The sequence below is a fragment of the Streptomyces sp. NPDC028722 genome (genome assembly GCF_040637655.1).
GTDB lineage: Bacteria > Actinomycetota > Actinomycetes > Streptomycetales > Streptomycetaceae > Streptomyces.
The window spans coordinates 18,943-42,450 of sequence record NZ_JBEZWU010000012.1 but is presented as its reverse complement, the minus strand read 5'-3'; the positions used below and the strand labels follow the sequence as shown (position 1 = coordinate 42,450).

General features: G+C 72.0%; 19 protein-coding genes and 2 pseudogenes. 14 read left to right on the top strand and 7 right to left on the bottom strand.

Features of this window, described 5'->3' with window-relative positions; all coding sequences use genetic code 11:
• Positions 1 to 3: 3 nt before the first annotated feature.
• A complete protein-coding gene (locus AB0F03_RS19845; protein ID WP_361993398.1) occupies positions 4 to 399 on the bottom strand; it encodes a CU044_2847 family protein in 396 nt (131 codons plus the stop codon).
• A 272-nt stretch (positions 400 to 671) separates the two neighbouring features.
• Complete coding sequence (locus AB0F03_RS19840; protein ID WP_361993395.1) at positions 672 to 1,109, bottom strand: VOC family protein; 438 nt, start codon at positions 1,107 to 1,109, stop codon at positions 672 to 674.
• Between the two features lie 844 nt (positions 1,110 to 1,953).
• Between AB0F03_RS19840 and AB0F03_RS19835 the strand changes: the two genes are divergently transcribed.
• The 3 genes from AB0F03_RS19835 to AB0F03_RS19825 all read left to right on the top strand — a co-directional run bounded on the left by AB0F03_RS19835 (position 1,954) and on the right by AB0F03_RS19825 (position 4,657).
• Entirely contained in the window at positions 1,954 to 3,162 is a 1,209-nt protein-coding gene (locus tag AB0F03_RS19835; RefSeq protein WP_361993392.1) for a S1 family peptidase, read from the top strand.
• 232 nt (positions 3,163 to 3,394) lie between these two features.
• On the top strand, positions 3,395 to 4,393 hold the full coding sequence (locus AB0F03_RS19830; protein ID WP_361993389.1) for a helix-turn-helix transcriptional regulator: 999 nt from the start codon (positions 3,395 to 3,397) through the stop codon (positions 4,391 to 4,393).
• Positions 4,394 to 4,480: 87 nt separating this feature from the next.
• On the top strand, positions 4,481 to 4,657 hold the full coding sequence (locus AB0F03_RS19825; RefSeq protein ID WP_361993386.1) for a hypothetical protein: 177 nt from the start codon (positions 4,481 to 4,483) through the stop codon (positions 4,655 to 4,657).
• A gap of 75 nt (positions 4,658 to 4,732) precedes the next feature.
• Here the strand turns inward: AB0F03_RS19825 and AB0F03_RS19820 are convergent, their stop codons facing one another.
• Complete coding sequence (locus tag AB0F03_RS19820; RefSeq protein ID WP_361993784.1) at positions 4,733 to 5,725, bottom strand: Lrp/AsnC family transcriptional regulator; 993 nt, start codon at positions 5,723 to 5,725, stop codon at positions 4,733 to 4,735.
• A 116-nt stretch (positions 5,726 to 5,841) separates the two neighbouring features.
• Between AB0F03_RS19820 and AB0F03_RS19815 the strand changes: the two genes are divergently transcribed.
• The 4 genes and pseudogenes from AB0F03_RS19815 (at position 5,842) to AB0F03_RS19800 (ending at position 8,128) form a co-directional block, all read left to right on the top strand.
• Positions 5,842 to 7,296, top strand: coding sequence for an FAD-dependent monooxygenase (locus tag AB0F03_RS19815; RefSeq protein WP_361993383.1), 1,455 nt, complete (start codon positions 5,842 to 5,844; stop codon positions 7,294 to 7,296).
• A complete protein-coding gene (locus AB0F03_RS19810; protein WP_361993380.1) occupies positions 7,293 to 7,427 on the top strand; it encodes a hypothetical protein in 135 nt (44 codons plus the stop codon). The genes AB0F03_RS19815 and AB0F03_RS19810 overlap by 4 nt, the downstream gene beginning before the upstream one ends.
• A 76-nt stretch (positions 7,428 to 7,503) precedes the next feature.
• Positions 7,504 to 7,770, top strand: a pseudogene (locus AB0F03_RS19805) (family 16 glycosylhydrolase); the annotation flags it as partial.
• A gap of 58 nt (positions 7,771 to 7,828) precedes the next feature.
• Positions 7,829 to 8,128 carry a family 16 glycosylhydrolase gene (locus AB0F03_RS19800; protein ID WP_361993378.1) on the top strand — a complete coding sequence of 100 codons (300 nt, stop codon included), beginning with the start codon at positions 7,829 to 7,831 and terminating at the stop codon, positions 8,126 to 8,128.
• Positions 8,129 to 8,344: 216 nt separating this feature from the next.
• Here the strand turns inward: AB0F03_RS19800 and AB0F03_RS19795 are convergent, their stop codons facing one another.
• From AB0F03_RS19795 to AB0F03_RS19785, 3 genes are all read right to left on the bottom strand, one after another.
• Complete coding sequence (locus AB0F03_RS19795) at positions 8,345 to 9,142, bottom strand: maleylpyruvate isomerase family mycothiol-dependent enzyme (RefSeq protein ID WP_361993375.1); 798 nt, start codon at positions 9,140 to 9,142, stop codon at positions 8,345 to 8,347.
• Positions 9,143 to 9,818: 676 nt separating this feature from the next.
• The gene (locus AB0F03_RS19790; RefSeq protein WP_361993372.1) at positions 9,819 to 10,685 is read right to left on the bottom strand and encodes an LLM class F420-dependent oxidoreductase; all 867 of its coding nucleotides are present in this window, start codon (positions 10,683 to 10,685) and stop codon (positions 9,819 to 9,821) included.
• A gap of 701 nt (positions 10,686 to 11,386) precedes the next feature.
• Complete coding sequence (locus AB0F03_RS19785) at positions 11,387 to 11,554, bottom strand: hypothetical protein (protein ID WP_361993370.1); 168 nt, start codon at positions 11,552 to 11,554, stop codon at positions 11,387 to 11,389.
• Between the two features lie 315 nt (positions 11,555 to 11,869).
• On the opposite strand from AB0F03_RS19785, the gene AB0F03_RS19780 reads away from it, so the two are divergent.
• Positions 11,870 to 12,769 carry a PIG-L family deacetylase gene (locus AB0F03_RS19780; protein ID WP_361993367.1) on the top strand — a complete coding sequence of 300 codons (900 nt, stop codon included), beginning with the start codon at positions 11,870 to 11,872 and terminating at the stop codon, positions 12,767 to 12,769.
• 355 nt (positions 12,770 to 13,124) lie between these two features.
• Positions 13,125 to 13,526: a hypothetical protein gene (locus AB0F03_RS19775; protein ID WP_361993364.1), complete on the top strand. Its 402-nt coding sequence runs from the start codon at positions 13,125 to 13,127 to the stop codon at positions 13,524 to 13,526.
• Positions 13,527 to 13,740: 214 nt separating this feature from the next.
• Here AB0F03_RS19775 and AB0F03_RS19770 read toward each other — a convergent pair whose 3' ends face one another.
• Positions 13,741 to 14,418: a PASTA domain-containing protein gene (locus AB0F03_RS19770; protein WP_361993782.1), complete on the bottom strand. Its 678-nt coding sequence runs from the start codon at positions 14,416 to 14,418 to the stop codon at positions 13,741 to 13,743.
• 349 nt (positions 14,419 to 14,767) lie between these two features.
• On the opposite strand from AB0F03_RS19770, the pseudogene AB0F03_RS19765 reads away from it, so the two are divergent.
• From AB0F03_RS19765 to AB0F03_RS19745, 5 genes and pseudogenes are all read left to right on the top strand, one after another.
• Positions 14,768 to 15,059: pseudogene (locus AB0F03_RS19765) on the top strand (TetR/AcrR family transcriptional regulator); the annotation flags it as partial.
• A 330-nt stretch (positions 15,060 to 15,389) separates the two neighbouring features.
• Positions 15,390 to 16,730, top strand: coding sequence for an MFS transporter (locus tag AB0F03_RS19760; protein WP_361993362.1), 1,341 nt, complete (start codon positions 15,390 to 15,392; stop codon positions 16,728 to 16,730).
• A gap of 214 nt (positions 16,731 to 16,944) precedes the next feature.
• On the top strand, positions 16,945 to 18,240 hold the full coding sequence (locus AB0F03_RS19755) for a condensation domain-containing protein (protein ID WP_361993360.1): 1,296 nt from the start codon (positions 16,945 to 16,947) through the stop codon (positions 18,238 to 18,240).
• 222 nt (positions 18,241 to 18,462) lie between these two features.
• Positions 18,463 to 21,615 carry an amino acid adenylation domain-containing protein gene (locus AB0F03_RS19750; protein WP_361993357.1) on the top strand — a complete coding sequence of 1,051 codons (3,153 nt, stop codon included), beginning with the start codon at positions 18,463 to 18,465 and terminating at the stop codon, positions 21,613 to 21,615.
• A complete protein-coding gene (locus tag AB0F03_RS19745; RefSeq protein ID WP_361993354.1) occupies positions 21,615 to 23,507 on the top strand; it encodes a non-ribosomal peptide synthetase in 1,893 nt (630 codons plus the stop codon). Before AB0F03_RS19750 ends, AB0F03_RS19745 begins: the two co-directional genes overlap by 1 nt.
• Position 23,508 lies beyond the last annotated feature (1 nt).

The window sequence follows — 23,508 nt, the reverse complement described above, 5'->3', positions numbered from 1 at the left end:
GCGTCACTCCGCGCCGGGCGTCGCGCCGGCGTCCGCGCCCGGTTTCCAGCTGGCCGTGACGGTGAGATGCGCCTGCCCGGCCGCGCCGACGATCCCGAACTTGAGGTCCTGCCCGACCTGCACGCCGAAGGTGACGCTCAGCTCGGTGGGCGGCTCCGGCACCGCCATGGCCGCGTTGTGGACCTCCTGCAACAGCGGCCCGATGGGGCGCAGGGCGGCGCGCAGCGCGTCGGCGGCGAAGTTCGCGACCGCCCGGCCGGCGGCCCCGACCGGCACGGCGCGGCCCATCCCTTCGGGAAGGTCATCATCCACGGCGGAAGGCACCGCACCCGCGACGGACGTCAGCAGGAAACGGACCGGAGTGCCGTCGGAGAGCGCGAGATCGGGTGAAGTCGACACGTCATCAGTATCGGCCCGAACCTCACACGGAACGCGGCCTTCGCCCAACTCGGTTACCCAAACGAGGCCTTGGGGGTCTCACGGGTCAAGCTCGCCTCAAAGCACGACCCGGGCCGGGCAAGGCGCCGCCCTGTCACCACCGTCCGGGCCACCCGCTCCGGCGGCGGCTCGGCCGCCACCGTCCGGGCTTCCCCGCCCCACCCCAGGCCGATCATCCGGTTGGCGACCTCCATCCAGCGGATGACTGCGCGCAGGTCGGCCCCGAAGGGCCGTCAGCCGATCTGTTCGGCCAGGGCGAGGATGATGCCTGAGGGGCCGCGGAGGTAGCAGAGGCGGTAGATGTCCTCGTACCGCGCCACCTCACCGAGCAGTTCGGCGCCATGGGGGCGCAGGCGGGCGATGGTGTCGTCGATGTCGTCGACAGCGAACATGACCCGGTGCTGGCCCAGCGTGTTCGGCGGGTTGAGCGATCCGGCGCCGATCGCCGCGGGGGCGTGGTACTGCGCGAGCTCCAGCTTGCCGTGGCCGTCCGGGGTGCGCATCATCGCGATGTCGCTGCGGACGCCGTCGAGTCCGACGGCCTGGTCCGCGAAGAGGCCCTCGATCTGCGCCTTGCCTTCGACCTCCATGCCCAGTTCGGTGAAGAAGGCGACTGCGGCGTCCAGGTCTTCGACCACGATGCCGACGTTGTCCATCCGCTGAAGCGTCATGACGGTTCTCCCTCTGCGTTGCGCGGCACTTCGAGGCCACCGGTATACCGAGGACGTAGCCGGCGGCTCGTTCTCGACACCCATGAAGGGGCTCAGTTCACCAGACCCGCTTCTGGCCCCGCTCTGGGGCGACCCAATCGCCGAGAGGGAACCATCGGGCATTTGGATGAGGCACCCCGGGAGTCCGGAGAACCGTCCCACTCCGCCTCGCGGCCCACCTCGCGGGCAGGGCTGGGTCGGGCACGGGCGCGGCGAGCATCGGTTCCGGCAGCTTCCACGTCACAGGGCCATGCCTTCCACCCGGGCGGCCCGCGTCAGGCGGTCGCGAACCCGGGGTGGTTCGGTCGCGGTGATCGACCCTGACCTCATCGGCGACCCCAACGGCTACGTCCCGGGGGAAACCGTCCAGAGTGTCTGGCGGGTCGGCAGAGACGGCAACGCTGACCGGCGAGTTCGTGGAGAATCCGAACTCTGGCCGCCCGAGAACGCCTGTGCCTAGCTCGCTGCTTCCGACCGCGCAGCAGGCGACGGCCGCCTCCGCTGATCCAGCGGGGCCCACCAGGCCGGCAGACGCGACCGCGCCGTCCGCCGTCCGCCGTCCGCCGTCCGGCTCAGGCTTACGAGAGTCGTCGTCAGCCGCGCGGTAGGAATACGTCGTCGCTATTGAGGCGCGATCAAAAACAGTTAGTCGCGGTTCTGTTAATTTCTGCACCTCGCCTCGACCTTGTCAGGGACACGCATACGCAAGGAAAGTTCTCCTGCGGGTTCGGCAGTGGCTCCCCGGCCGTAATCCGCACTTCCCCCACATGGCCGCCGTCGGCGGCCGTCCTGAAATGGAGACAAGGTGCTTCGTCTACGCTCGACCCTGGCCTCAGGCGCCGCGGCAGCGGCATTGCTCATATCCGCCGGTGCCATCTCGGCTCATGGTGCCACCGCTGATGAATCCTCGACCTCCGCCGCCCCGAACGGCCGCTACCAGACGCAGATGGTGCGCGCCCTCGCCGACTCCCTCGGCATCAGCGACACGGCGGCCGTGCGCAGACTCGACTCCCAGTCCCGGCAGCAGACGGCCCTCGAAGGCCTGCGGTCCTCGGGAGTCGACACCCGCGGGGCATTCTTCGACAGCGAGGGCCGGCTGACGGTGAACGTCACCGCCCCCGACACGGCACGAGAAGTCGAGGCCGCAGGGCTCAGGGCACGCCTGGCGCGGCACAGCGCCGGCGAACTGGACCGCGTCAAGACCGCGCTGGACAAGTACGCCGAGATCAACACGCCCGCCGGTGTGCAGGGCTGGGGTGTGGACCCCATGTCCGACACGGTCATCGTCCATGTGCGCGACACCGCGGCGGCCGGCACCGGGACGTTCCTGAAGAAGGCCAGGTCCCTCGGCTCAGCGGTCACCGTGCGGCACGACGCGGGCAGGGCCGTGTCGACGGCCGGTATATACCCGGGCAGCAGGATGGATTACGGCAACCACTACTGTTCGGTCGGCTTCGGCGCCCGCACCACCTCCGGTCAGCAGGTACTGGTGACCGCCGGGCACTGCGTCGAGACCCTGCCCGACCTGTATTTCGCCGGCAGCCACTTCGCCAAGGGCTCCACCACCCGCTTCCGCCACGGCCAGACCAGCATCGACATGGGCCTCGCCACTGTCGACGCCGGTACCACCATCACCACCCAGGTGGGCACCTGGAACAACGGCGCCGATATCGCCATCCAGGGCAGCCGGCGCGCCGCGGTGGGCTCCGACGTCTGCAAGTCCGGGGCCACCTCCCACTGGACCTGTGGCTCCATCAAGTCCTACAACTACTCGGTGACCTACACCGACCCCGGCCAGCCCGCGACGCTGGTGACCAATCTCGGCCTGAGCAATACCTGCGATCTGGGTGGGGACAGTGGCGGCGCCTGGATCTCCGGCAACCAGGGCCAGGGCATGACCTCCGGCGGTCAGACCGACAACCAGTGCAACGGTGTCTACGGGCAGGGCACGTCCTACTTCCAGCCCCTGGACGACACCCTGCGGTACTACGGCCTGAGCCTCAACACCGCCTGATCCGTACCGACGGACCTCGGCGCGGCGGTCCCCATGACGCCGCGCCGAGCGGGCGCGACCCCGGGCGACGGGTTCCGACCGGTGCACCGACGCGGCGGCCTCGCCGCGCACCACGACGGACCCCCGCCGCCGCCCCCCACGGGGGTCGCGCCGCGCACCACCCCCACAGGGGTCGCAGCGAACGACCGCCGGCGTGCCGAACTCCCCTCGCACCGCTGTTCCGGGAGCGTCCATGAACCAGCCGTACCACCCGCCGGTCCCGGACGACACGGGTTACCGGACAGCAGCCGAGACCGCGGACCGGACCGTGGGAGGGCAGCCACCGACCCGCAACACGTTCGATGAGGCGTTCCGGACGGCGCTGAAGGCCAGCGGGCTGTCATTGCAGCGGCTGCACCACCACCTCGGTCAGCGTGGCGTCGCGGTGAGTCCCGTGACGCTGAGCCACTGGCAGCGCGGCAGGAGTCAGCCGGAGCGCCGGCAGTCCCTGCGCGCGGTCGCGGAGATCGAGGACATCCTCGGTCTGCCGCGCGGCGCGTTGCAGACCCTGCTGACCAGCCGCCGGCCCCGTGGCCGCGCCGTGAGCACGCCGGGTGAGTCCTCCGAGGCTCTCTCGCGCATTCTGAGCCCCGGCGCGCCACTCGAAGTGGTGCTGGGCGCTGACGCCTACCGATTCAACGAAGATCTCGTCAGCCTCTCCGTCCAGGAGACCGTGCTTCTCGACGCGTACGGCTGCATAGCGCGCTACGCGGTCAGCCACGTCGTGCGCGCCGCGCAGGACGGGGTCAGCCGTCTCACCGCCCACCACAACCTCGACGACATCGAGACCCCTTCCGTGCAGGTGGCCGTCCAGTGCGGACGTCTGGAGGCACTGCGGTTCCGCCAGGAACTGGGCTCGGCGGTCTTCGACATCGGGTTCGGGCGCCCGCTGCGCCGAGGAGACACCGCGATCGTGGACTACACCCTCGACGTAGGCCCGCGCTGGAAGCCCTCCGACCACCACGAACGCACCCTGGCCGTCCCCGTGAGGCAGTACCTCCTGCACATCTTCTTCCATCCCGATCGTCTTCCGTCGGTCGTGTTCGGGTACTACAAGCAAGCTTCCGGCGCGGAACGGCGGGACATCCGCCCCCTCGTCCTGGACGCCTCGCACAGCGTGCACATCATGCCCGCCAAGTGCACTGGCGGGATCTACGGGATCGCCTGGGAACAGGAGGGCCCCGACCGTTGACGCGTGTGATTTGCGGTGGGTGTGGTCGGGGGGGAGAGGAGGGGCGTAGGCCGGGGGCTGGGGTGTAAGGGCTCGGCTGGTGAGGACATGAAGGCCCACTGCATCGCGGTGATCAAGGCCAACCAGCCGAAGCTGCACCAGCACCTGAAGCAGCTGCCCTGGCGGGATGTTCCGCTGCTGGGGAGCGCCCGCGCCACCGCGCACGGCCGTGACGGAATCCGCCGCGTCAAGACCGCTGCCGTGCCATCGGCGCCCTGCGCCTGAGTGGATGCGACGACATCGCCGCCGGCCTGCGCAAGCACGGACGAGAGGCCACCCGCCCACTGGTCACCCTCGGCCTCACGTGATCAAACCGGGCAGATCTCCTGAACGGCAGTGCCCTGCCTGCTTGACGGTCCGGATCACGGGTGCTGTCTCGACCTGCGTGATGGCCGGCAGCGCGGCCACCCGGGTGGTCAGGTATCGATACAGCTCCCACTGGTTCGCGCACACCACGCTCGCGTACAGGTTGGTCGGCCCGGTCGTGGCGGCGGCGAACGCGATCTCTGGATGCTCGGCCAGCGCCTGACCGACCTCCGTCAGATGCGCGGGGGCCACCGAGAGCCAGAGCAGGGTTCGGCTGCCCATGTCGAACATGCGCCAGTCGACGTCGATGTCCAGGTACAGAACCCCGCGTTCGCGCAGTTCCGTCAGCCGGCGCCGGACCGTCGTCGCCGACCAGCCGGTCACCGCGGCCAACTGCTCGAACCCGGCTCGTCCGTCGGTGGCGAGCGTGGCGAGCAGCTTGCGATCGCCGTCGTCGAGCCGCACCGGTCCCAGCCGGTTCGACACCGGCAGCGGGCGCAGCCGCTCGATCGCCATCTCGTCCAGTGATCCGAGCTTGCCGATCAGGTTGTCCGGACCGCCATAGAAGGCGTGCAGCACCGAATGCGCGGTCACCCCCTCCACGCGGGGGGTACGGGGTAACTTGACCAGCAGCAGCGCCTCGCTGTCGGCCTCGCTCTCGGCGCGGACCACGCAGGTGATCTCGGTGCCGCCGGAGCTGAGGCTCACCCAGGAGGTGTCGGGGCGTCTGGCCAGCGCCTCGGCGACCGGGACCGACGCGGTGGGCGCGCATCGCACTCTCAGGAACCACAGCACCCCGCCCAACGCGGTCGGGTCGACCCCGCAGAGCACCCGCACCGCTCCGGCCGACCGCAACCGGGCGTACCGACGGGCGATGGTGCGATCCGACACGCCGAGAACCTCGGCGATAGTGCTGAACGGGGCCCGGCCGTCAATCTGCAGGGCGTGCACGAGCCGACGATCCAGCTCGTCGTAGTCAGATTCCACCGATACGAAGGTAAGCAATGTCGGATACCACCGCAACCGAGCCGGTCGCTGGCTCGGTTGGCCCGGCCGGTGGAGCGTTGCTCGTGTCCTGACCGGCACGACCAGGGGAGAAACCAATGGATACCGACGTGCTCATCGTTGGCGCAGGCCCGACCGGAATGACGCTGGCCAACGAACTGCTGGTGGCGGGGGTGTCGACCGTGCTGGTCGACAAGCTGCCGCAGCGCAGCGACTTGTCCAAGGCAGGCGGTATGCAGTCCCGCACGCTGGAGGCACTCGACCAGCGCGGGCTGCTGGAACCGTTGCTGGCCACCGGGGACTACCCGGTCATCGACGGCCACTTCGCCGGCATACCGCTCCCGGCCCACCTCGCTCGGCACCGCCTGCCGTGGCGGTCCGTGCCGCAGGTGGCGATCGAGGGGTTCTTCGAGAAGCACCTCGCCGCGCACGGCATACACATCCGGCGGGAACACGAGTTGGTCGGCCTCGCCCAGGACGTGGACAAGGTCACCGCGACCTTCGCCCACGGCGCCACCGTCCGCGCCCGGTATCTCGTCGCCGCCGACGGTGCGCACAGCACGGTCCGGTCGCTGTTGCGGGCCGGGTTTCCCGGCCGACCGGGCACGTTGACCGTGGTCGCCGCCGACGTGCGGTTGAGCGGCGTCGACCCATTGATATCGCACACCTGGAGCGACGACGGGCACTGGGCGGCACTGTTCCCCCTCGGTACCGATCCGCAGGGCAGGCCGCTGCGCAGGCTCGCCCTGGGCGGGCCAGGCCGGTCACTGCCCAGGGAGGTCCCGGTCACCGAGGAGGAGATCCGCGACGGCCTGCGCATGGTGTTCGGATCGCGGGTGCATCTGCTCGAACTGCGCTACGCCCGCCGTATCACCGACGCGGCCCGGCAGGTCGAGCAGTACCGGCACGGGCGGGTGTTCCTGACGGGCGATGCCGCCCACGTCCACCTTCCGCTCGGCGCGCAGGGCATGAACACCGGGATGCAGGACGCGCTCAATCTCGGTTGGAAACTCGGCGCCGCGGTGCACGGCTGGGCACCGGAGAACTTGCTGGAGACGTATCACACGGAACGGCACCCAGTAGGCGCCGCCGTGCTGCGCAACGTCCAGGCGCAGAGCCTGCTGATGGACTGGGCGGGCACCCGCGACCTAGACGTGGCGGCCTTCAGGGAGATCTTCACGGCCATGGTGCAACTGCCGGACGTCCAGAACTTTCTCGCCGACACGTTGTCCGGGATCGCCATCCGCTACCCGATGCCGGGCACCGAGACCCATCCGCTCGTCGGCCGGCCTGCGCCGGACATGGACCTCCTCGGCCCGGTCCGGCTGCACGCACTGCTACGGTCCGGGCGCGGCGTCCTGCTCGACCCGGCAGACACGTTCGCCGAAGTCGCCGCCCTCTGGTCAGACCGAGTGGACCGCGTGGGCCAGGGCGCCGACACCGAGCCGATGCTCATCCGGCCGGACGGCTACGTGTGCTGGGCCAGCAGCCCGGATGGCGGCACGCATGACCTGGAACGGACGCTCGGCCACTGGTTCGGCGAGCCCCGATGAACGAACGGGCAGTCGGCCATCACGGTGATCGTTCAAGGGGCCCGTCGGAGGGCATGGCCGGGGGAAGGAACGAGATCCGCCACGTGCGCGACACCACGTTCGCCGAGGACGCCTCGCACGGCCTCACCTGATCAAACGGGGCAGAACCCCTGAACGACGCCGCCCTGGGGCTGGGGCAACGATGAATTGCAGTACTACACGGACGAGGTGGCCAACTCCGCTTTCGGCGGCGCGGGCCACCTCCTGATCTCGGCGAGATGGGCCCCTGCTGGAGCAGAACTGCCGTGCCACACACAGCAGTTCTGTACCTGGACGTCGGCCCGCCTCACCACTGAGGGAAAGGTCGCCCTCACCCGTGGACGCGTGGAGATCCGCGCGAAGAAACCCACCGGCACGGGACTGCTGCCGGCGATCTGGATGCCGGGCGACAACGGAGTCGAGTGGCCCGGACAGGGAGAGATCGACATCTGCGAGGTGGTCGGCGGAGAACCGCGAACGGTGTACGGCACGGCGCACGGACCGTCCTACTTCAATGGGAACGGGATCGGCGGCTCCAGCACCCTCCCGGCCTACGCGTCGCAGACCTTTCCACACCTACGCCGTCGACAAGCAGCCGTGCCGCATCACCTGGTCCGTCGGCGGAAAGCCGTACTTCACCTTGACCCCGTCGAAACTGCCGAAACCACGCGACTGGGTCTTCGAACAGGACATGCACCTTCTGCCCAGCGTCACCGTCGGCCGCGACTGGCCCGGTCCTCCCGACGCCTCGACGCCGTTCCCCGCGACGATGACGGTCGACTACGTGCGCTTCTACGTCGAGGGCCACGCGTGACAGTCCGCAGCGCCCCCGCGTCCACCGCCGGCCGGTAGTGCACGGCGCCGGGCCGCTCGCGGTGGACGATCTGGCGCACGTCGTCCTGACCGACTACGCCAGGCCGGGCCCGGGAGGAGGGGGGAGGGGCGCCTCATCGAGGTCCGACGCACCACACCGGCAGCACCGGGCGTCACTACTGGGGCACCCGTACGGCGTTCCGGCAGGCCGTGCGGATCAGAAGGCCGTGTGGTCGAACCAGTGGTCGAGGACCGTGGCGTCCCCCGAGACGTCGAAGACCGTCTCCTGGTACGACCGTCGGCCGTAGAGCAGCAGCAGAAGATCCGCCGCCTGCCCCCGCACTGCCGCCGTGTCCGGCCCGGACTCGGCAACCCCGCCGGACGACAGCGTGATACCGGCCGGCTCCAGCCGCACTCGCCATTGCTCACCGGTCGCATCCGTGCACCGGAACGCGATCGTCTCGCCGTCGCCGCGCAGCTTCGTCCCCCCAGGCGCGAACAGCCCCGCGTACGGCAGATTCACCAAGAACTCGTCCACTCCGTCCGCCGCCAACACCGGGTCGACGTCCGGCTCCCGGCCGACGGCACGCTCCGCATCCACCCGGTGCACCAGCGTCTCGAACAGCATCCGGCGCGCCCAGAACCGCGCATGCCCGTCCTCGCCCCATGTCCACATCGGCGTGTCGGGGTCTGTGTCCCGCAGCACGGCCGCCACGTCGGGCACCCCCGCCGTCACCCAGTCGGGGTAGCCCCGCGGGTCGTCGGGCAGCCCCAGCTCCACGTCCCGGCTGCGGGGAAACTCCTGCACGCGCCGGGACAGCAGGGTGCAGAACCAGCGTTGCAGCGAGCCCACGTGCCGGGTGAGCTCGGCCAGTGTCCAGTCGGGGCAGGAGGGCACGGCACCCGCGGGGTCGGCGCCGCGCACCGCCTCGGCGAACCGGTGGGTCTCCCGCTCGATCTCCTCACGGTAGGTGTCGTACGGCAGGGGATGTCCTGCGTTGCTCGTCGTCGCCATCTGCTGCGCCGTTCTGTCACGGGTACGGGATTCCGGTGACGATCAGTGTGGCGGTTGGAGTGCACTTGAAGGCAAGTCGACCCCGGGTGCCTCGTCCATCCGGCTGCTGACGCTCGGAGGGAAACCGCTTGTTCGTACGGGTAAGGTACAGCGCCGGGGGCTAGGACCGGGCGGCCTCGTCCTGCGGCGGCGTTCTTCGGCCCGGTCGGCGAACTCGCACGGGGAGAAGGCCGGCGGTCGCGGGTTCGCGATCCGCCGACGGGCGGCGAGTCGCGCCTGGGCGGCTTCCTCGCCGGTGTGGCAGGCGGTGGAGACATCACCGGCGGGCGTCCCGGACGGCTTCCGCTACGAGATCACGGTGGACGGCCGCACGGTGTACGCGGCGGACCCCCGGCTCACCGAGGGCAGCCGCCGGCCAGTGAGGTGAGCCGGAGCGAGCTGCGGGAAAGACGGCCAGGCAGCCTGGGGCCCGGCGGCCAGCATGCGCCTGACCACTGACCGATCTTCAGAGCGCCGGTTCAGCCACGTGGCCGGGGGAAGTGGCAGGCGATGGGCAGGCATTGCTGGCTGCCCATCGCCTGAGGGGCGCGGAAGTGTCGTACGGCTGCGGCTGCGGCTGCGTCGGCGTTGGGCGCGGCCGTACGTCGAGCAGACCCGTGCCCCTTGGGCCGGACCGTCAGGCGAGCAGGGAGGCGAGCCTGCGCCATTCCTCCCTGGGGAGGGTGCCGTCCGTGCCGTCCGTGACCACTTGCAGGGCCACGTGGTCCGCGCCTGCCTCATGGAAGGCGGTGACGCGCTCGCGGATCCGGGTCTCGTCGCCCCAGGCGAAGACCGCGTCGATGAGACGGTCGCTGCCGCCGCCGGTGACGTCGGCCTCCGTGAAGCCCAGGCGCAGGAAGTTGTCCGTGTAGTTGGGGAGTTCCAGATAGCGGGCCAGGTAGGCGCGGGCCGTCTCCCGGGCGCGGCTCGGGTCGGTCTCCAGGACCACCTTGAACTCCGGCGCAAGCAACGGCCCTTCGCCCAGGATCTCGCGGGCCCGGGCGGTGTGTTCGGGCGTGACCAGGTAAGGGATCGCGCCGGCCGCGCGGTCGCCGGACAGGGCCAGTATCCTGGGGCCCAGCGCGGCCAGCACCCGGCGGCCGGCGGGTACGCCCGCTGTGTCGAGCTCGTCGAGGTAGCCGGTCATCGCCGCGTACGGGCGCTGGTAGTTCTTCACCAGCGGGCCGTGGCTGACGCCGAGCCCCAGCACGAAGCGGCCGGGATGGGCCGTCTCGATCTCGGCGAAACCGGCCGCCGTCGTGGCGCTGTCCTGCTGCCACACGCTCTGGATGCTGGTGCCGACCGTGATGCGCCGGGTCGCCCCGATGAGCGGGGCTGCGTGGTCCACGGTGCTGTTGCCGCCCAGCCAGACGGCGCCGTACCCGAGCTCCTCCAGCTCGGCCGCGGCCTCGTTCAGTTCACCACGCCGGTCCGGATCCTCCGAGCGCAGCTCGCCGCTCCAGACGCCGTACCGGCCGAGGTTCTCCTTCAGTGAGGTGGTCATCGGATGGGATCCCTCCGGTGGTGGGCAGTGCCGTGATCATCACGTCTTCCGCCCCTGCCAACCAGAGGGCGTGCCGGGTGATTCCCGCTCTTGCCTCACCCGGCCGAACGGCCGGGGAACCGTTCCAGCGTCTGCACCCCGAACCGGGAGTCCTGGAGTCGGCACGGGCCCCGGACCGTCGCCCCGAGCGTGCATGCGGTGACGTCATGGGAGTCGTTCGGCAGGACAGGGGCCCGTACTCGCCGTCGGTGTGTTCAACACCGGCGTTGACAGCGATGACGATGCCGAACTGGGCCTGGAAGAGTTGAGAAATTCCGTCAGCCGACGATGCGCGGGCTGCCTGCCGTTGCGGACGCAGGCGGGGTCCGGCCTGCGGCCGCTATCCGGCGCGTGACCTGGTGGGTCGCAAACGGTCTCGGACGGGCGCCTCCCCCCGATCACCGTCAACGCCCGACCGTCGCAGCGGATGCAGGGCCGCAGGGCGCGCGGCACACTGGCCATCTGACCCTGGACGGTGGTGGCAGGAGCATGGCGCGCATGGCTCAGTGGGCGTCGGTGCTCCTGTGATGGCCACCGGGCTGCAAGACCAGTAGCGGCCGTACGCGAACCCGGAGGCTGCCCGCCGGGCGGCGCACACCTTCTCCGCGGTCAGGCCGGCCGCGGGGCGGCAGTCAGCAGCATCCGGTGGGTCCCGGGTGTGGTCAGCGGGGCCAGGACCAGACGGTCGGCGATGGCGCGGACCCGGCCCGGCGCTGCGCACCGCTCATGCCGTCGCCGACCGCCTGGCCGCGGTGCCGGCCGGCCTGCGCGAGCGCGGACTCCTCGACACCGACGGCCGGTACTCCGGCGCCGGGCGGCAGACCAAGCAACGTATCGAAGCCCTCATCGACGGGCCCGCCGCCCCACCCGCGGGCCGCACGTATCCCCCGTACAAGGCCCCGTCCGTTCGCCCGGCGCATGTACTGCCCGCCTGACTCCTCTTTCCGACGCCGATCCGCCCCGGGGGACTCGACCGGTAGAAGTAGGCGGGCCGTACTTCCGCTGCGGGAACTGCCTGGGGCGGCGGGCACGCCGATGGTCGACTGGATGCGGGGCCCCGGCCGCGGGCAGGGCCCCGCCAGGCTCGGTGTCGTCGGGAGCATGCGCCGACGCGCCGGACATCGAACAGACCGAAGGGGACGGCCATGGGACTGGGTCTCGGGGAACAGATAAGCAGACGTCAGATGCTGTCGATCGGCGCGCTGTCGGGCGCGGCGGTGGCGGGCACCACCCTGTGGGCGCCGGCACGGGCCTCGGCGGCAGCGGCTCCGGCCATCTTCTACTCTCCGCACCAGGACGACGAGGCGCTGGGCCTGGCGGGTTCCATCCTGGAGCACAAGGCCGCTGGCCGGCCCGTCTATCTGGTGCTGGTGTCCAGGGGGGAGAACGACCAGTTGGCGGTGAAGATGAACCAGGACCCATGCCCGCTGACCGTCGGGAACTCCCGCCACCCGTGCGCCGCCGGCGGCCACCACGGTCTGTCGTGGCCGACGGACGGGGCGAGCGTCATCGTGCCGGCCCGCACCGCGGAGTTCATGGCCTCCGCGAAGGCCCTCGGCGTCGACAAGGTCATCAACTTCAAGCTGAAGGACTCCCCGTACAACTCCGAGGACAACTATTACCGCTTCGTGGACGCGGTGAAGGCGAAGATCAAAGCACTCGCGAAGCAGTACCCCGGCGCCTCGCACAAGTTCACCGCCGGCTGGCTGGAGGAGACCGACACCCACAAGGCACTCGCGGACGCGGCGTACTTCCTCGTCAACGAGGGCGTGCTGACGGACGTGCGGTTCAACTACGTCTACGCCTACGACAAGCCCAAGAGCCAGCGGGCCAACGGCGCCGCGTACGTGCTGAACATCCCTCCGGCCCACATGGCGATCAAGCGCAAGGCGATCTACTGCTACAACACGTGGGCCCCCGACCGCAATCTCTACGCGCTCGGCTACCACAGCGTGCCGGACAAGATGGAGAGCGCGCATGAGGACCCCCGGGAGTTCGTGTTCACCATCCCCTCGACGTACCAGCCCGGCCCCATCGCCCACTAGCTTGATCTTTAACCTGTAGGACCCTTCGGGGCCGGGTCGCACGCAGCCCTGCGCCGCCGCCTGCTGCGCCTGGCCGTACGACTCTGGTGGCACCCCTATGGGGAGACGGTCCCCTCGGCGCCGGCGGTGCGCTGCGAACTGCGCCGGCTGGCCCGCGCCCGGGAAACCGTCCAGGCCGCGTGACTGCCCGCCCCGGCCGAGTCCCGAGCGACGGCGCTGGAAGCCTGTGACCAGTGCGAACGGTATGCAAAGGGCTACCCCGAGTGGCTTGAGTGGCGGCAGCCGCGACCCCGCTCCAGGCTGGGAGGGTCCACCGAGCGACAGGATCCATCGAGCGACAGGATGGGAGACGCACATGACCTCCGTACTCCGTCACCACGGCCTTCGTACGCTCGGCGCCGGTGCCCTCTCCGTGGTGCTGCTCTCCGGTGGGACGGCCGGAGCCCTGGCAGCGAGCCCGAGTCCCAGCGCCATGGCCTCGATCACCGTGAAGGCCAACAAGACCGAGGTCAAGGCAGGGGACAAAGTCACGTTCACCGGCCGCACCAAGGGTCTGAAGATCGGCTCTCCGCTCGTGCTGCAACACGAGAAGTCCGGCAAGTGGACCTCGCTCAGGGCGACCGGCAAGGTCAAGAAGGGCAGCTCGTACGCTCTGATCGCCAAGCTCAACACCAAGGGCGCCGAGCACTTGCGGATCGCGAGCGTGGGCGCCTCCGGGAAGGTCTACTCGCCTACCCTGACGGTCAAGGTCAAGTGAGCCGCTGACGTCCTGCTCCATGAAGCGACCGGTGTCGGCGAGAGCGCTGTCAAGGTGCCTTGGGGCCGGGCGGGCCGGGCGGAGGCCCGAGACTTCGCTCTGTGGCTCAAGACGGTCAAGAAGCCGCCGCGGCCCGGCGATCTGATGCTCCGCCAGACCCCGCATGACAGACACCCCCCCTTGACAACCGGGGGGCGAGGGCGCTTCTTCGTACCTACGGGCAGTGCTCCCCGAACTTCACAGCGTTCAGCGTGATCGGCTGCCCGTTCAGCTTCACCCCGGCGGCTGGCGTCTGAGAGCACACCTCCCAGTTGGACTCGATCAGGACGAACCGGCTTGCGCCAGTGACGTCGTTCACGGTGATCGACGTGCTGGAGTCCAAGGTCTGACGTGCGGCCTTCACGCTCTTGCCGTGGAAGTCGGGCATCGTCCCATCAGCGGCCGATGCGGCGGACTGGTCCTTGGCGGGGCAGGTCTCGGCGAGTTTGACCGCACCGAAATCGAGCTTCGTGTTCGTGGCCGCGACGGTGCCGGTTCTGACGTTCTGGGTGCAGACCTTCCAGTCGCGATCGAGGATCTGCATGCGGGCCCGGCCGAGGACGTCGTGGGACTTGAGATGGTAGAAGCCGGCCGCTTGGGCAGTGTCCTGGGCGGATTGGAGGCCCATGCCGACGAAGTTCGGTACCGACTTCTTCTCCGCGGCCGACTTGCTGTCCTTCGTCGGAGCAACGCCGGCGCCTGCGGCAGGCGGGACGCTGCCGCTCGGCTTTGCAGTGTCGGTCGGCTGGCAGGCGACGACCCCCGCGCTCGCAGCGCAGAGGAGGAAGACGCTGATGATGTGGGTACGCACGGTTTCCCCCTGGGTGATGCTGGTACAGGCGGAACACGGTATGCCGCATGAGGTAGCGAGACGAACGCTGTGACCATGCTGTGACGCGCGCGAAGGGGGCTGATGCAGGCCGTGTTGCTTGCGAGCTTCGGGTGGATTATCGGGAGTGTTCGGGCTTGGTCCAGGCTCTTGCCCGCTATCGCCCACAGGGGCGGCATCGACCGGACCGGCCAGGTGGTCTTCGGCAGGCATCGGCATCCTCAGCCCCTTGATGTAGCTGAGCAGCCCAGACCGCCCGGCGTTGCCGGCCGTCAGCGACAGCACCGGCCCGAACACATCCATGGTCCCCCTGGTGCATCTCGGTTGAAGGGTCCACCGGTACGCGAGGGGCCAGCGGTTCCGTCTACCGGCCCGCTTCGCCACCTGGCCCGGCCGACCTCGCCGCGCGGTACGTGAATCCGGTCGTACCGCCGCTGGAGCGCCTCTCCACCTGAGCTAGGGGATCGCGCGGGCCCTGGCCGAGGACACCCTTACCCGGGCGGGCGCGCGTCCGTGGGCGGAGCGCGACGCCATCGACGTCGCCCTTCCCGGTCCGTTCGCCCTGCGAACGACCGCCGCGACCGCTCCTCGCCCAGGCTCGGGCCGCCGGCCGCCTCGCGCACCGGATCCGCCCCGCGCCCACCGCCCGCACCCTGGTCAGCGCTTGCGGCTCCCGCCGCTCCCGCCTGGCGGCCCGTACGTCCTATAGCTGGCGGAATGATCTATTCCGCACGAAGGTGATCGACGGTGATCGTTTTCAGCCAAGAACGTAAGGATCACTCTCCGCGCAGGGCGCCGACGGCGCTCGCCCGGCCCGCCCGTGCCCGCCCGCACGTTCCTGTCACGCGAGTGATGGTGCGGTGACGGACATTCATGCGGAGGTACCGAAGGTCCGCCGAAAATTTTCCTGCGCCGGTACGAACAGACGCAAGGATCGACCGAAACTGATGTGGATCTTTTGACTCTGGAACGGTCGTTCGGTGAGTGTCCGTCATATGCCCGTAACAAACCGAGCCGCCACCGGTGGTCCGATGCGCCTGCGCGACTTCCGCCTGCTGCTCGCCGGAGCGGCCACCGGACAACTCGGTGCGCAGGTCACCCTGGTGGCCCTGCCCCTGGTGGCCGTCCTGGAACTCCACGCCTCCGCCTTCCAGGTCGGCCTGCTCACCGCCGCGGAGACCGCCGCCTTCCTGCTCGTCGGCCTCCCCGCCGGCGCACTCACCGACCGGATGCGCAAGCGGCCCCTGATGATCCGCGCGGACCTGGCGCGCGCCCTGGCCATGGCCAGCGTCCCCGCCGCGGCGGCCGCCCACGCGCTGACACTGGTTCAGCTCTACGTCGTCGCGCTGGTGACCGGCGTGGCGACGGTCTTCTTCGACGTCGCCCACCAGAGCTACCTGCCGCAGATCGTGCCCCGCGACCAGCTCGTGGCAGGCAACGGCTCGCTGGAGACGATCCGCTCCACCGCCCAGGTGACCGGCCCCGGTCTCGGCGGCGGGCTGGTCCAGCTCGTCGGCGCGCACCTCGCCGTCATCGCCGACGCCGTCGGCTACGTGCTGTCCGCGCTGTTCCTGCTGCGCATCGACCAGCCGGAGCAACCGCCCGAGCCGGTCGCGGGTTCCTCCCTGCGCAAGGACATCGGCGAGGGCATCCGCTTCGTCACCGGCCATCCGCTCCTGCGCGTCATCGCCGCCACGACCGCCCTCGCCAACCTGTGCGCGGCCGTGCTCATGGCGACGCAGACCGTCCACCTCATCCGCGTCGTCGGCCTCCGGCCCGGCGCGCTCGGGCTGGTGCTGTCCGCGTCGGCCGTCGGCGGACTGCCGGGCGCCCTGTGCGCCGGACGCCTCGCCGCCCGGTTCGGACAGGCCCGGGTCATCGTCCTGTCCGTCCTCGTGACCGGCCCGTTCGCCGTGCTGTGGCCGCTGTCGGGCCACGGCGCCCCGGGCGCGGTGCTCTTCGCCACCGGGTCGACGGTCGTCTCCTTCGGCGCCGTCGTCTACAACGTCGCCCAGGTCAGCTTCCGCCAGGGACTGTGCCCGCCACGGCTGCTCGGCCGGATGAACGCCACCCTGCGCTTCCTCATGTGGGGCACCCTGCCGCTCGGCGCGCTCCTCGGCGGTGCCCTCGCCGAGGCCTACGGACCGCGTACGGCGCTCGCCTGGTGCGCGGCCGGCTTCCTCGTCGTACCGCTGCCCCTGCTGCTCTCCCCGCTGCGCCGGATGCGGGACCTGCCCGGGCCCGAAGACACCCCCGGCGACCTCGCGGCCGGGGCCGCGAGCCGGACCGGTACACCGGACGACGACGAGACACCCGCCCCGGCGCCCGCCGCCTGAATCCCCGCGCCGACCGCCTGAACTCCGGCGCCCGCCGCCTGAATCCCCGCGCCGACCGCCTGAACTCCGGCGCCCGCCGCCTGGATCCCCGCGCCGACCGCCTCAGCCCCCGGCACCCACCGCCCGGACCCGCGCCACGGCCGGCCACCGCCCGGCCGTCGCGCCGGCCCGTCACCACCGACCGCGCGACCGCGGCGACGACAGGAAGGACCACGTGCTCAGCATCACGAGCCAGTACCTGGCCCGCTACCGGCAGCTCACCGCCGGCGACCGGTCGGGCACCGTACTGCCCGTCACCGGGGCACAGCGCCGTTTCGTGCTGGTGCGGGCGATGGACCCGTCGGGACGTCCCGACGTGGTGCCGATGTTCTTCGCCTTCCCCCACGGAGCCGTCGACCTGGAGCGCCTGCGCTCGGCGGCCCGCCTGCTCGCCGCTCGGCACACCGCCCTGCGCTCGCGGCCCGCCGTCGTCCGCGGCACCCCCGTCCTGCGGGTCGGCGAACCCGACGTCCGGGTCACGATGCCCGCTCCCGCACCCGGCGAGCGCCCGGCCGACACCCTCAGGCGCGCACTGGCCGCCTGGGAGCCGCAGGGCCCGCCGCTGCGGCTGTTCCTCGCCCGGGACCACGAGAACCGGGGGGAGGACCTCCTCGCCGTCGCCCTGGACCACGCCGTGTGCGACGGCCGTTCCCTCACCCGGATCGTCGAGGAACTGGGTACCGCGTACACCGAGGCCGCCGACGCCCACGCCCTCGCACCCGAGGAGACGGAGGCCGAACTCGACGCCTACCGCCGGGCCGTCCTCCTCCAGCTCGCCGCCGAGGAACGCGCCGACTCGCCCGAGGCGGCCGCCTACTGGGCGCACCGGTTGCGCGCCGTACGCGCGCAGGCACCCGGGCGCCGCCCGGAACGCGTGCCCGACGGCACCCTGCCGAGCGGTGCGGCGCAGGCCCGGCTGCCCGCCCACGAGGACGGCGTGCCCTTCCCCGGGCTGCTCGACGCCTGCCGCTCCGCGGCCCGCTCGCTCTACGGCCCCGGCCACGTCGTCCCGCTCGGCTACCCGTGGGGCGGCCGCCCCAGCGGAGCGGCGCCGGTGATCGGCTGCTTCCTCAACACCGTCGTCTTCCCGCTCGTCACCGGCGACGACACGGACCCCGAGGAGACGGCCGACGTCTGGTGGGACGACCTGGAGCGGGCCGACGCGCCCTTCGACACGGTCGTGGCCGCCGCCCGGTCCGCCGGCTCGGGTTGGACCGGGACCCTCGACGGACTGCTGACCGTCGACGACGACAGCCGTCGTCCGCCGCTCGTACTGGCCGGCGCCGAGGGACGGGAGACCGACGTCGACGGCCGACCGGTGCGCGGCCCCTTCGCCGTCTCCGTCACCCAGGGTGCGCAGATCCGGCTGCGGATGGTGTGGGACCGCGCGACCCTCGACGACGACACCGCGCTGACGGCGTTCGGCGCGCTGACCCGGGCACTGCGCCCGGAGGAGCGGACGCCGCACTGAACCGCCCGCGGGCGCGTGCCTCCCGGGGAACCGCGACCGCACCCGTCACACCCGCCGGCCGCGATCCCCCCACCCGGGACCCGCGCCGCCGCCCAGCCCCCACCACACGCGTCACCCACCAACGAAGCGTCACCGCGCGACCCGCGGAGCCGCCCGCACGACCGGCACCGGCCACACCATGCCCGGCACCGGACACCAGACCCGACGACCTCAGGGATCACCATGCTTCCGCTCTCCTCCTCGCAGGAGATCGTCTGGCTGCACGAACAGATGCAGCCGGGCAGCCGTGCCTACAACTTCACCGCCTCGCTGGACCTGTGGGGCACCCTCGACACAGAGGCGCTGCGCCGGGGACTTACCGCCACCCTGGCCCGCCATCCCGGGCTGCGCCTCGAACTGGTCACTTCCACCGGGTCCGTGCCCGGACAGCGCGTCGCGCCGCAGTGCGGTCCGAGGCTGCGCACCGTCGATCTCAGCGACGCGGAGGACACCGAGGAGGCCTTCGCGCGACTGCTGCGCACCGAGGCCGAGACGCCGCTCGACACCTTCGACGCCCCGCTGATCCGCTGGACCCTCGTGCGCCTCGCCGAACGCCACCACCGACTGGTCCACGTGGAGCACCACCTGATCCACGACGGGCACTCCTTCGCGATCCTGCTCGACGACGTCTTCCGCGTCTACCGCGCCCACGTCCTCGGCGAGCCCCTCGAACTCCCCGCCGCCCCGTCGTACGCGGACCACGTCCAGTCCCAAGCCCGGGCCGCGTACGCTGCCGAGTCCCTGGAGTTCTGGCGGACCGCGCTGCTCGATCGCCCCCACGACCTGCCGCTGCCCGGCCTCACCCGCCCGGGCGCCCGCCGCAGGCACCGGGGCGGGCAGCTGCGCCAGACGATCGGCGCCGACCTCGCCGAACGGCTGCGCACCCATGCCCGGTCGCGCGGCCTCACCCCTTTCGCCACGCTCCTCGGCCTGTTCGCCGAACTCCTGCGCCGGCACAGCGGGCGCTCCAGGATGGTCGTCGGCACCGCCGTAGGCAACCGCCCGCGCGGCTACGAGAACGCCGTCGGCATGTTCGTCAACACCATCCCGCTGCCCCTCGACCTGGACGCCGCCGCCCCCGCCCAGGACACGATGGACGACATCACCGACACCCTCATCCGCGCCCTGCCGCACCAGGACGTCCCGGTCCAGGAACTGACCCGGGCACTAGGCATGCACACCAGCGGCGCCGACAACCCGCTGTTCTCCGTGATGTTCAGCGCCCACGACGCACCGCTGCCGGAGATCGACGTACCCGGTCTGGACATCACCCTCTTCGAGGGCTTCAACACCGGCACCACCCGCTTCGACCTCGACGTGGTGCTGCTGCCGGACGACCGGCGCGGTGTCACCCCGCGCCACGGCGCGCCGGGCATGACCCTGGTCTGGGACTACGACGCCGACCTCCTCGGCGAGGACGTCGCCCGACTGCTCTGCGACCGCTTCCTGGACCTGTTGCGCTCCTACCTCGACACCCCCGCGGCTCCGCTGGCCGACCTCGCCCCCGCCGCACCCGAGCCGGCCGCCGAGGCCCTGCCCGTGCCGGCCGGCCACGACCCGCTCGACCCGGTGGCCGCCCACCACCCGTCGCTGCCCGCCCTGCTGAGCGGTGCGCGCCGCCTCACCTACGGCGAACTCGACGAGCGGGTCGGCGCGCTGGCCTCGCGGCTGCGCACCGCGGGCGTGACGCCCGGCCGGCCGGTGGCCGTCGTCCTGCCCAGGAGCGCCGACTCGGTCGTCGCCCTGCTGGCCTGCCTGCGGACCGGCGCCGTCTACTGCCCACTGTCCCCGTCCGACCCGCCGGCCCGGCTCGCCCTGCTGCTGGAGCGGCTCGCCCCCGCGCTCGTCCTCACCGGCGAGGGCGGCCCGGCGCTGCCGGACGGACTGCCGGCCGCCCGCGTCGACGCGCCCGTACTGCCCGCGGCCCACGCCGCTGACGTGCTGCCCGGCACCACGTACGTCATCCACACCTCGGGTTCCACCGGCACACCGAAGCCGGTGGCGGTCGGCCGCGCGGCGCTCACGCACCACCTGACCGCGACCGCCGACCGTTTCGGCCTCACCACGGCCGACCGGGTCCTGATGTTCGCCCAGCCCTCCTTCGACGTGGCGCTGGAGGAGGTGCTGCCCACCCTGTACGCCGGTGCCTGTCTGGTCCTTCCCGAGTACGAGGTGCCCACCGGCGCGGAACTCGCCGGCCTCCTCGCGTCCGCCCGGGTCACCGTCGCCAACCTGCCCACCAGCTACTTCCTCGCGACCCGTGAGGAGCTGCGGCCCGCGCTGCGCGACGGCGGCTGGGCGCCCAGGCTCCTGGTGCTGGGCGGCGAGCGGCTTCCCGCCCAGGCACTGCGGGAGGTCCTGGCCGACACCGACGCCACCGTCCTGAACGTGTACGGCGTCACCGAGGCGGCCATCAGCTCCACCGTCCACGAGATCTCCCGCGACGCCCTCGCCGAGGACGCCGAGATACCGCTGGGCACCGAACTCCCCGGTGAGCGCGTCCACGTCCTGGACGCCCACCACCGGCCGCTGCCGTCCGGCGCCGTCGGTGAACTCGCCATCGCCGGACCCGGCCTCGCCGAGGGCTACGCGGGCAACCCGGAGGTGACGGCCGCCCGGTTCGTCACCGTGGCCGCGCTCGGCGCGGAACGCGTCTACCTCACCGGCGACCTGGGCTACCGCGGCCTGGACGGCCTGCTGTACTTCCTGGGCCGGCGCGACAACCAGGTCAAGCTGCGCGGCCACCGCATCGAACTGGAGGAGATCGAGGCGGCGGCGTCCGCGGCGCTCGGCGGCCGGTCCTGCGCCGTCGTCCTGGACCGCGAGAGCCCCGACGCGCCCCGCCTGGTCGGCTTCCTGGAGGGCGGCGCCGACCGCGCGGACTTCGACGACAAGGCGCTCCACACGGAGCTGAGCCGCCGTCTGCCCGGCCCCCTCGTGCCCGCCCGCTGGGCACGGCTCGACACCATGCCGACCCTTGCCGGCGGCAAGCCCGACCGGACCGCCCTGGCCCGCCGCGCGGCGGCCCTCGAACCGGTGAGCACCACCCCGGCCGCACCGGACGCGCAGACCGCGCCGGCGGACCCGGGGTCCGACGACCCGATGACCGCCCTGCTGACGGAGGGCTGGCGCGAGGTCCTCGGGCACAGCCGCTTCGACACCCGCTCCCACTTCTTCCGCAGCGGAGGCCACTCCCTGCTCGCCGCCGAGCTGGCGGCCTGGCTGGAGCCCCGCCTCGGCACCCGCCCGCCGCTCAGGACGCTCTTCCGCCACCCCGTACTCGCCGACCAGGCGGGCGCCCTCGCCGCCACCGCCACCCCCTCCAGGGAGTCGTGATGACCCAGTCCCCGCCCGCCCCCGCCGCCGTACCCGCGCCCGCCGCCCCCGTCGCCGCGCCGAGCGTCGCCCACGGTCCGGCCGCCGAGCCGACCGCCGTGCTCGCCCGCTTCGAGGACTGGGTGCGCCGCACCCCGCAGGCGCCCGCCGTGATCGACGGTGCCCGGACCTGGACCTACCAGGACCTCGACACCGCCGCCACGGCCGTCGCCGCCACTCTGGGAGACCGCGTGCGCCGCGGCGACCTCGTCGGGGTCTGCCTCGACCGCTCCGCCGCCCTCGTGGTGACCGCGGTCGCACTCGCCCGGACAGGCGCTGTCTACCTGCCGCTCGGCCCCCGCCCCGGCGAACGCCGCACCCAGGCCGTCACCGAGGACCTCGACATCGCCTGCCTCGTCGGCGACCCCGGCGTACTGCCCGCCGCCTACCGCGCCGGCGAGCGGACCCCGCTGCCCCTGCCCACCGAGGGCGTGAACGCCCCCACCGCCGCGGTGGCGGCCTCCACCGCCCGCGACGCAGGCACGCGGCGCGCCCCCGAAGGCGCCTTCTACGCCGTCCTCACCTCCGGGTCCACCGGCCGCCCCAAGGCGGTGGCCGTGGCCGAGGACTCGCTGTCCGTCGCCCTCGACTGGTACCGCGACGAGACCGGGCTGGCCCCCGGGGACCGCCAGTCCCTGCTCATCGGGGTCGCCTTCGACCCCCACCTGCTCGAACTGTGGGCCGCGCTGACCTCCGGTGCCGCCCTCGTCCCGGCCCCCGACGACACCCGCTGGGACGCGCGGGTACTGACCGAGTGGTGGCGCGACGCCGCCGTCACCGTGTCCGTGGCGGCCACCCCCATGGTCGAGCCGCTGCTCGACCGGCCGTGGCCGCGCGACCTCAGCCTGCGCCACCTCGTCGTGGGCGGCGACCGGATGCGCCGCCGTCCCGGGCGCGACGTCACCGCCACCGTCCACAACGCCTACGGTCCCGCCGAGGCCACCGTGGTCACCACCACCCACGCCATGCGCGCCACCGACCCGCAGGCGGACGACCCCGCCCCGCCGCCCATCGGCACCCCGCTGCCCGGTGTCGCCGTCGCCGTCACCGACGACGACGGCCGGCCCGTCCCGCGCGGCCAGGACGGCGAACTGCGCATCGGCGGCCACTGCCTGGCCCTCGGCTACCTCGACCCCGAGCTCACCGCGGAGCGGTTCACCGCCCCGCCCCGTCAGCCGGCACCGCCCGCGGCCGACCGCCTGTACCGCACCGGCGACCGGGTCCGGATGACCGCCGACGGCACCCTCGTCTTCCTGGGCCGCCTCGACGACCAGGTCAAGATCAGCGGCGTCAGGATCGAACCGGCCGAGGTGGAGGCCGCCTTCGAGCAGGACCCCCGGGTGCGCAGCGCCGTCGTCACCGTGCTGCGCGACCAGGCGGGCCACGCCCGGCTCGTCGCGCACGTACGGCCCGCCGACGGCGCCGGCCCGGCGGCCGCGGACCTGCGCGCCGCGGTCCGCGCCTGGCTCCCCGAGCAGGCCGTGCCCGCGGTCGTACGGATCGTCGACGACTACCCCCTCGACGCCAACGGCAAGGTCGACCGGGCCGCGCTGTCCGCGCACCGTCCCGACCCGGCGTCCGCCCCCGCCACCGACGACCTCGCCGACGCCACACCCACCGAACACCTCGTGCTGACCACGGTGAGAGACCTCCTCGGCCGGGCCGAGACCACTCTCTGCGACAACTTCACCGATGCCGGCGGCACTTCCGTCGTCGCCGCCCGGCTGCTCGCGACCGTCGAGAGCACGACCGGCGTACGGCCGCGCGCCCACGAACTGCTGCGCAGCAGCGACCTGCGCGCCTTCGCCGCACTCCTCGACCAGCGCCTGACCCCGCGACCGGCAGGAGCCTGAC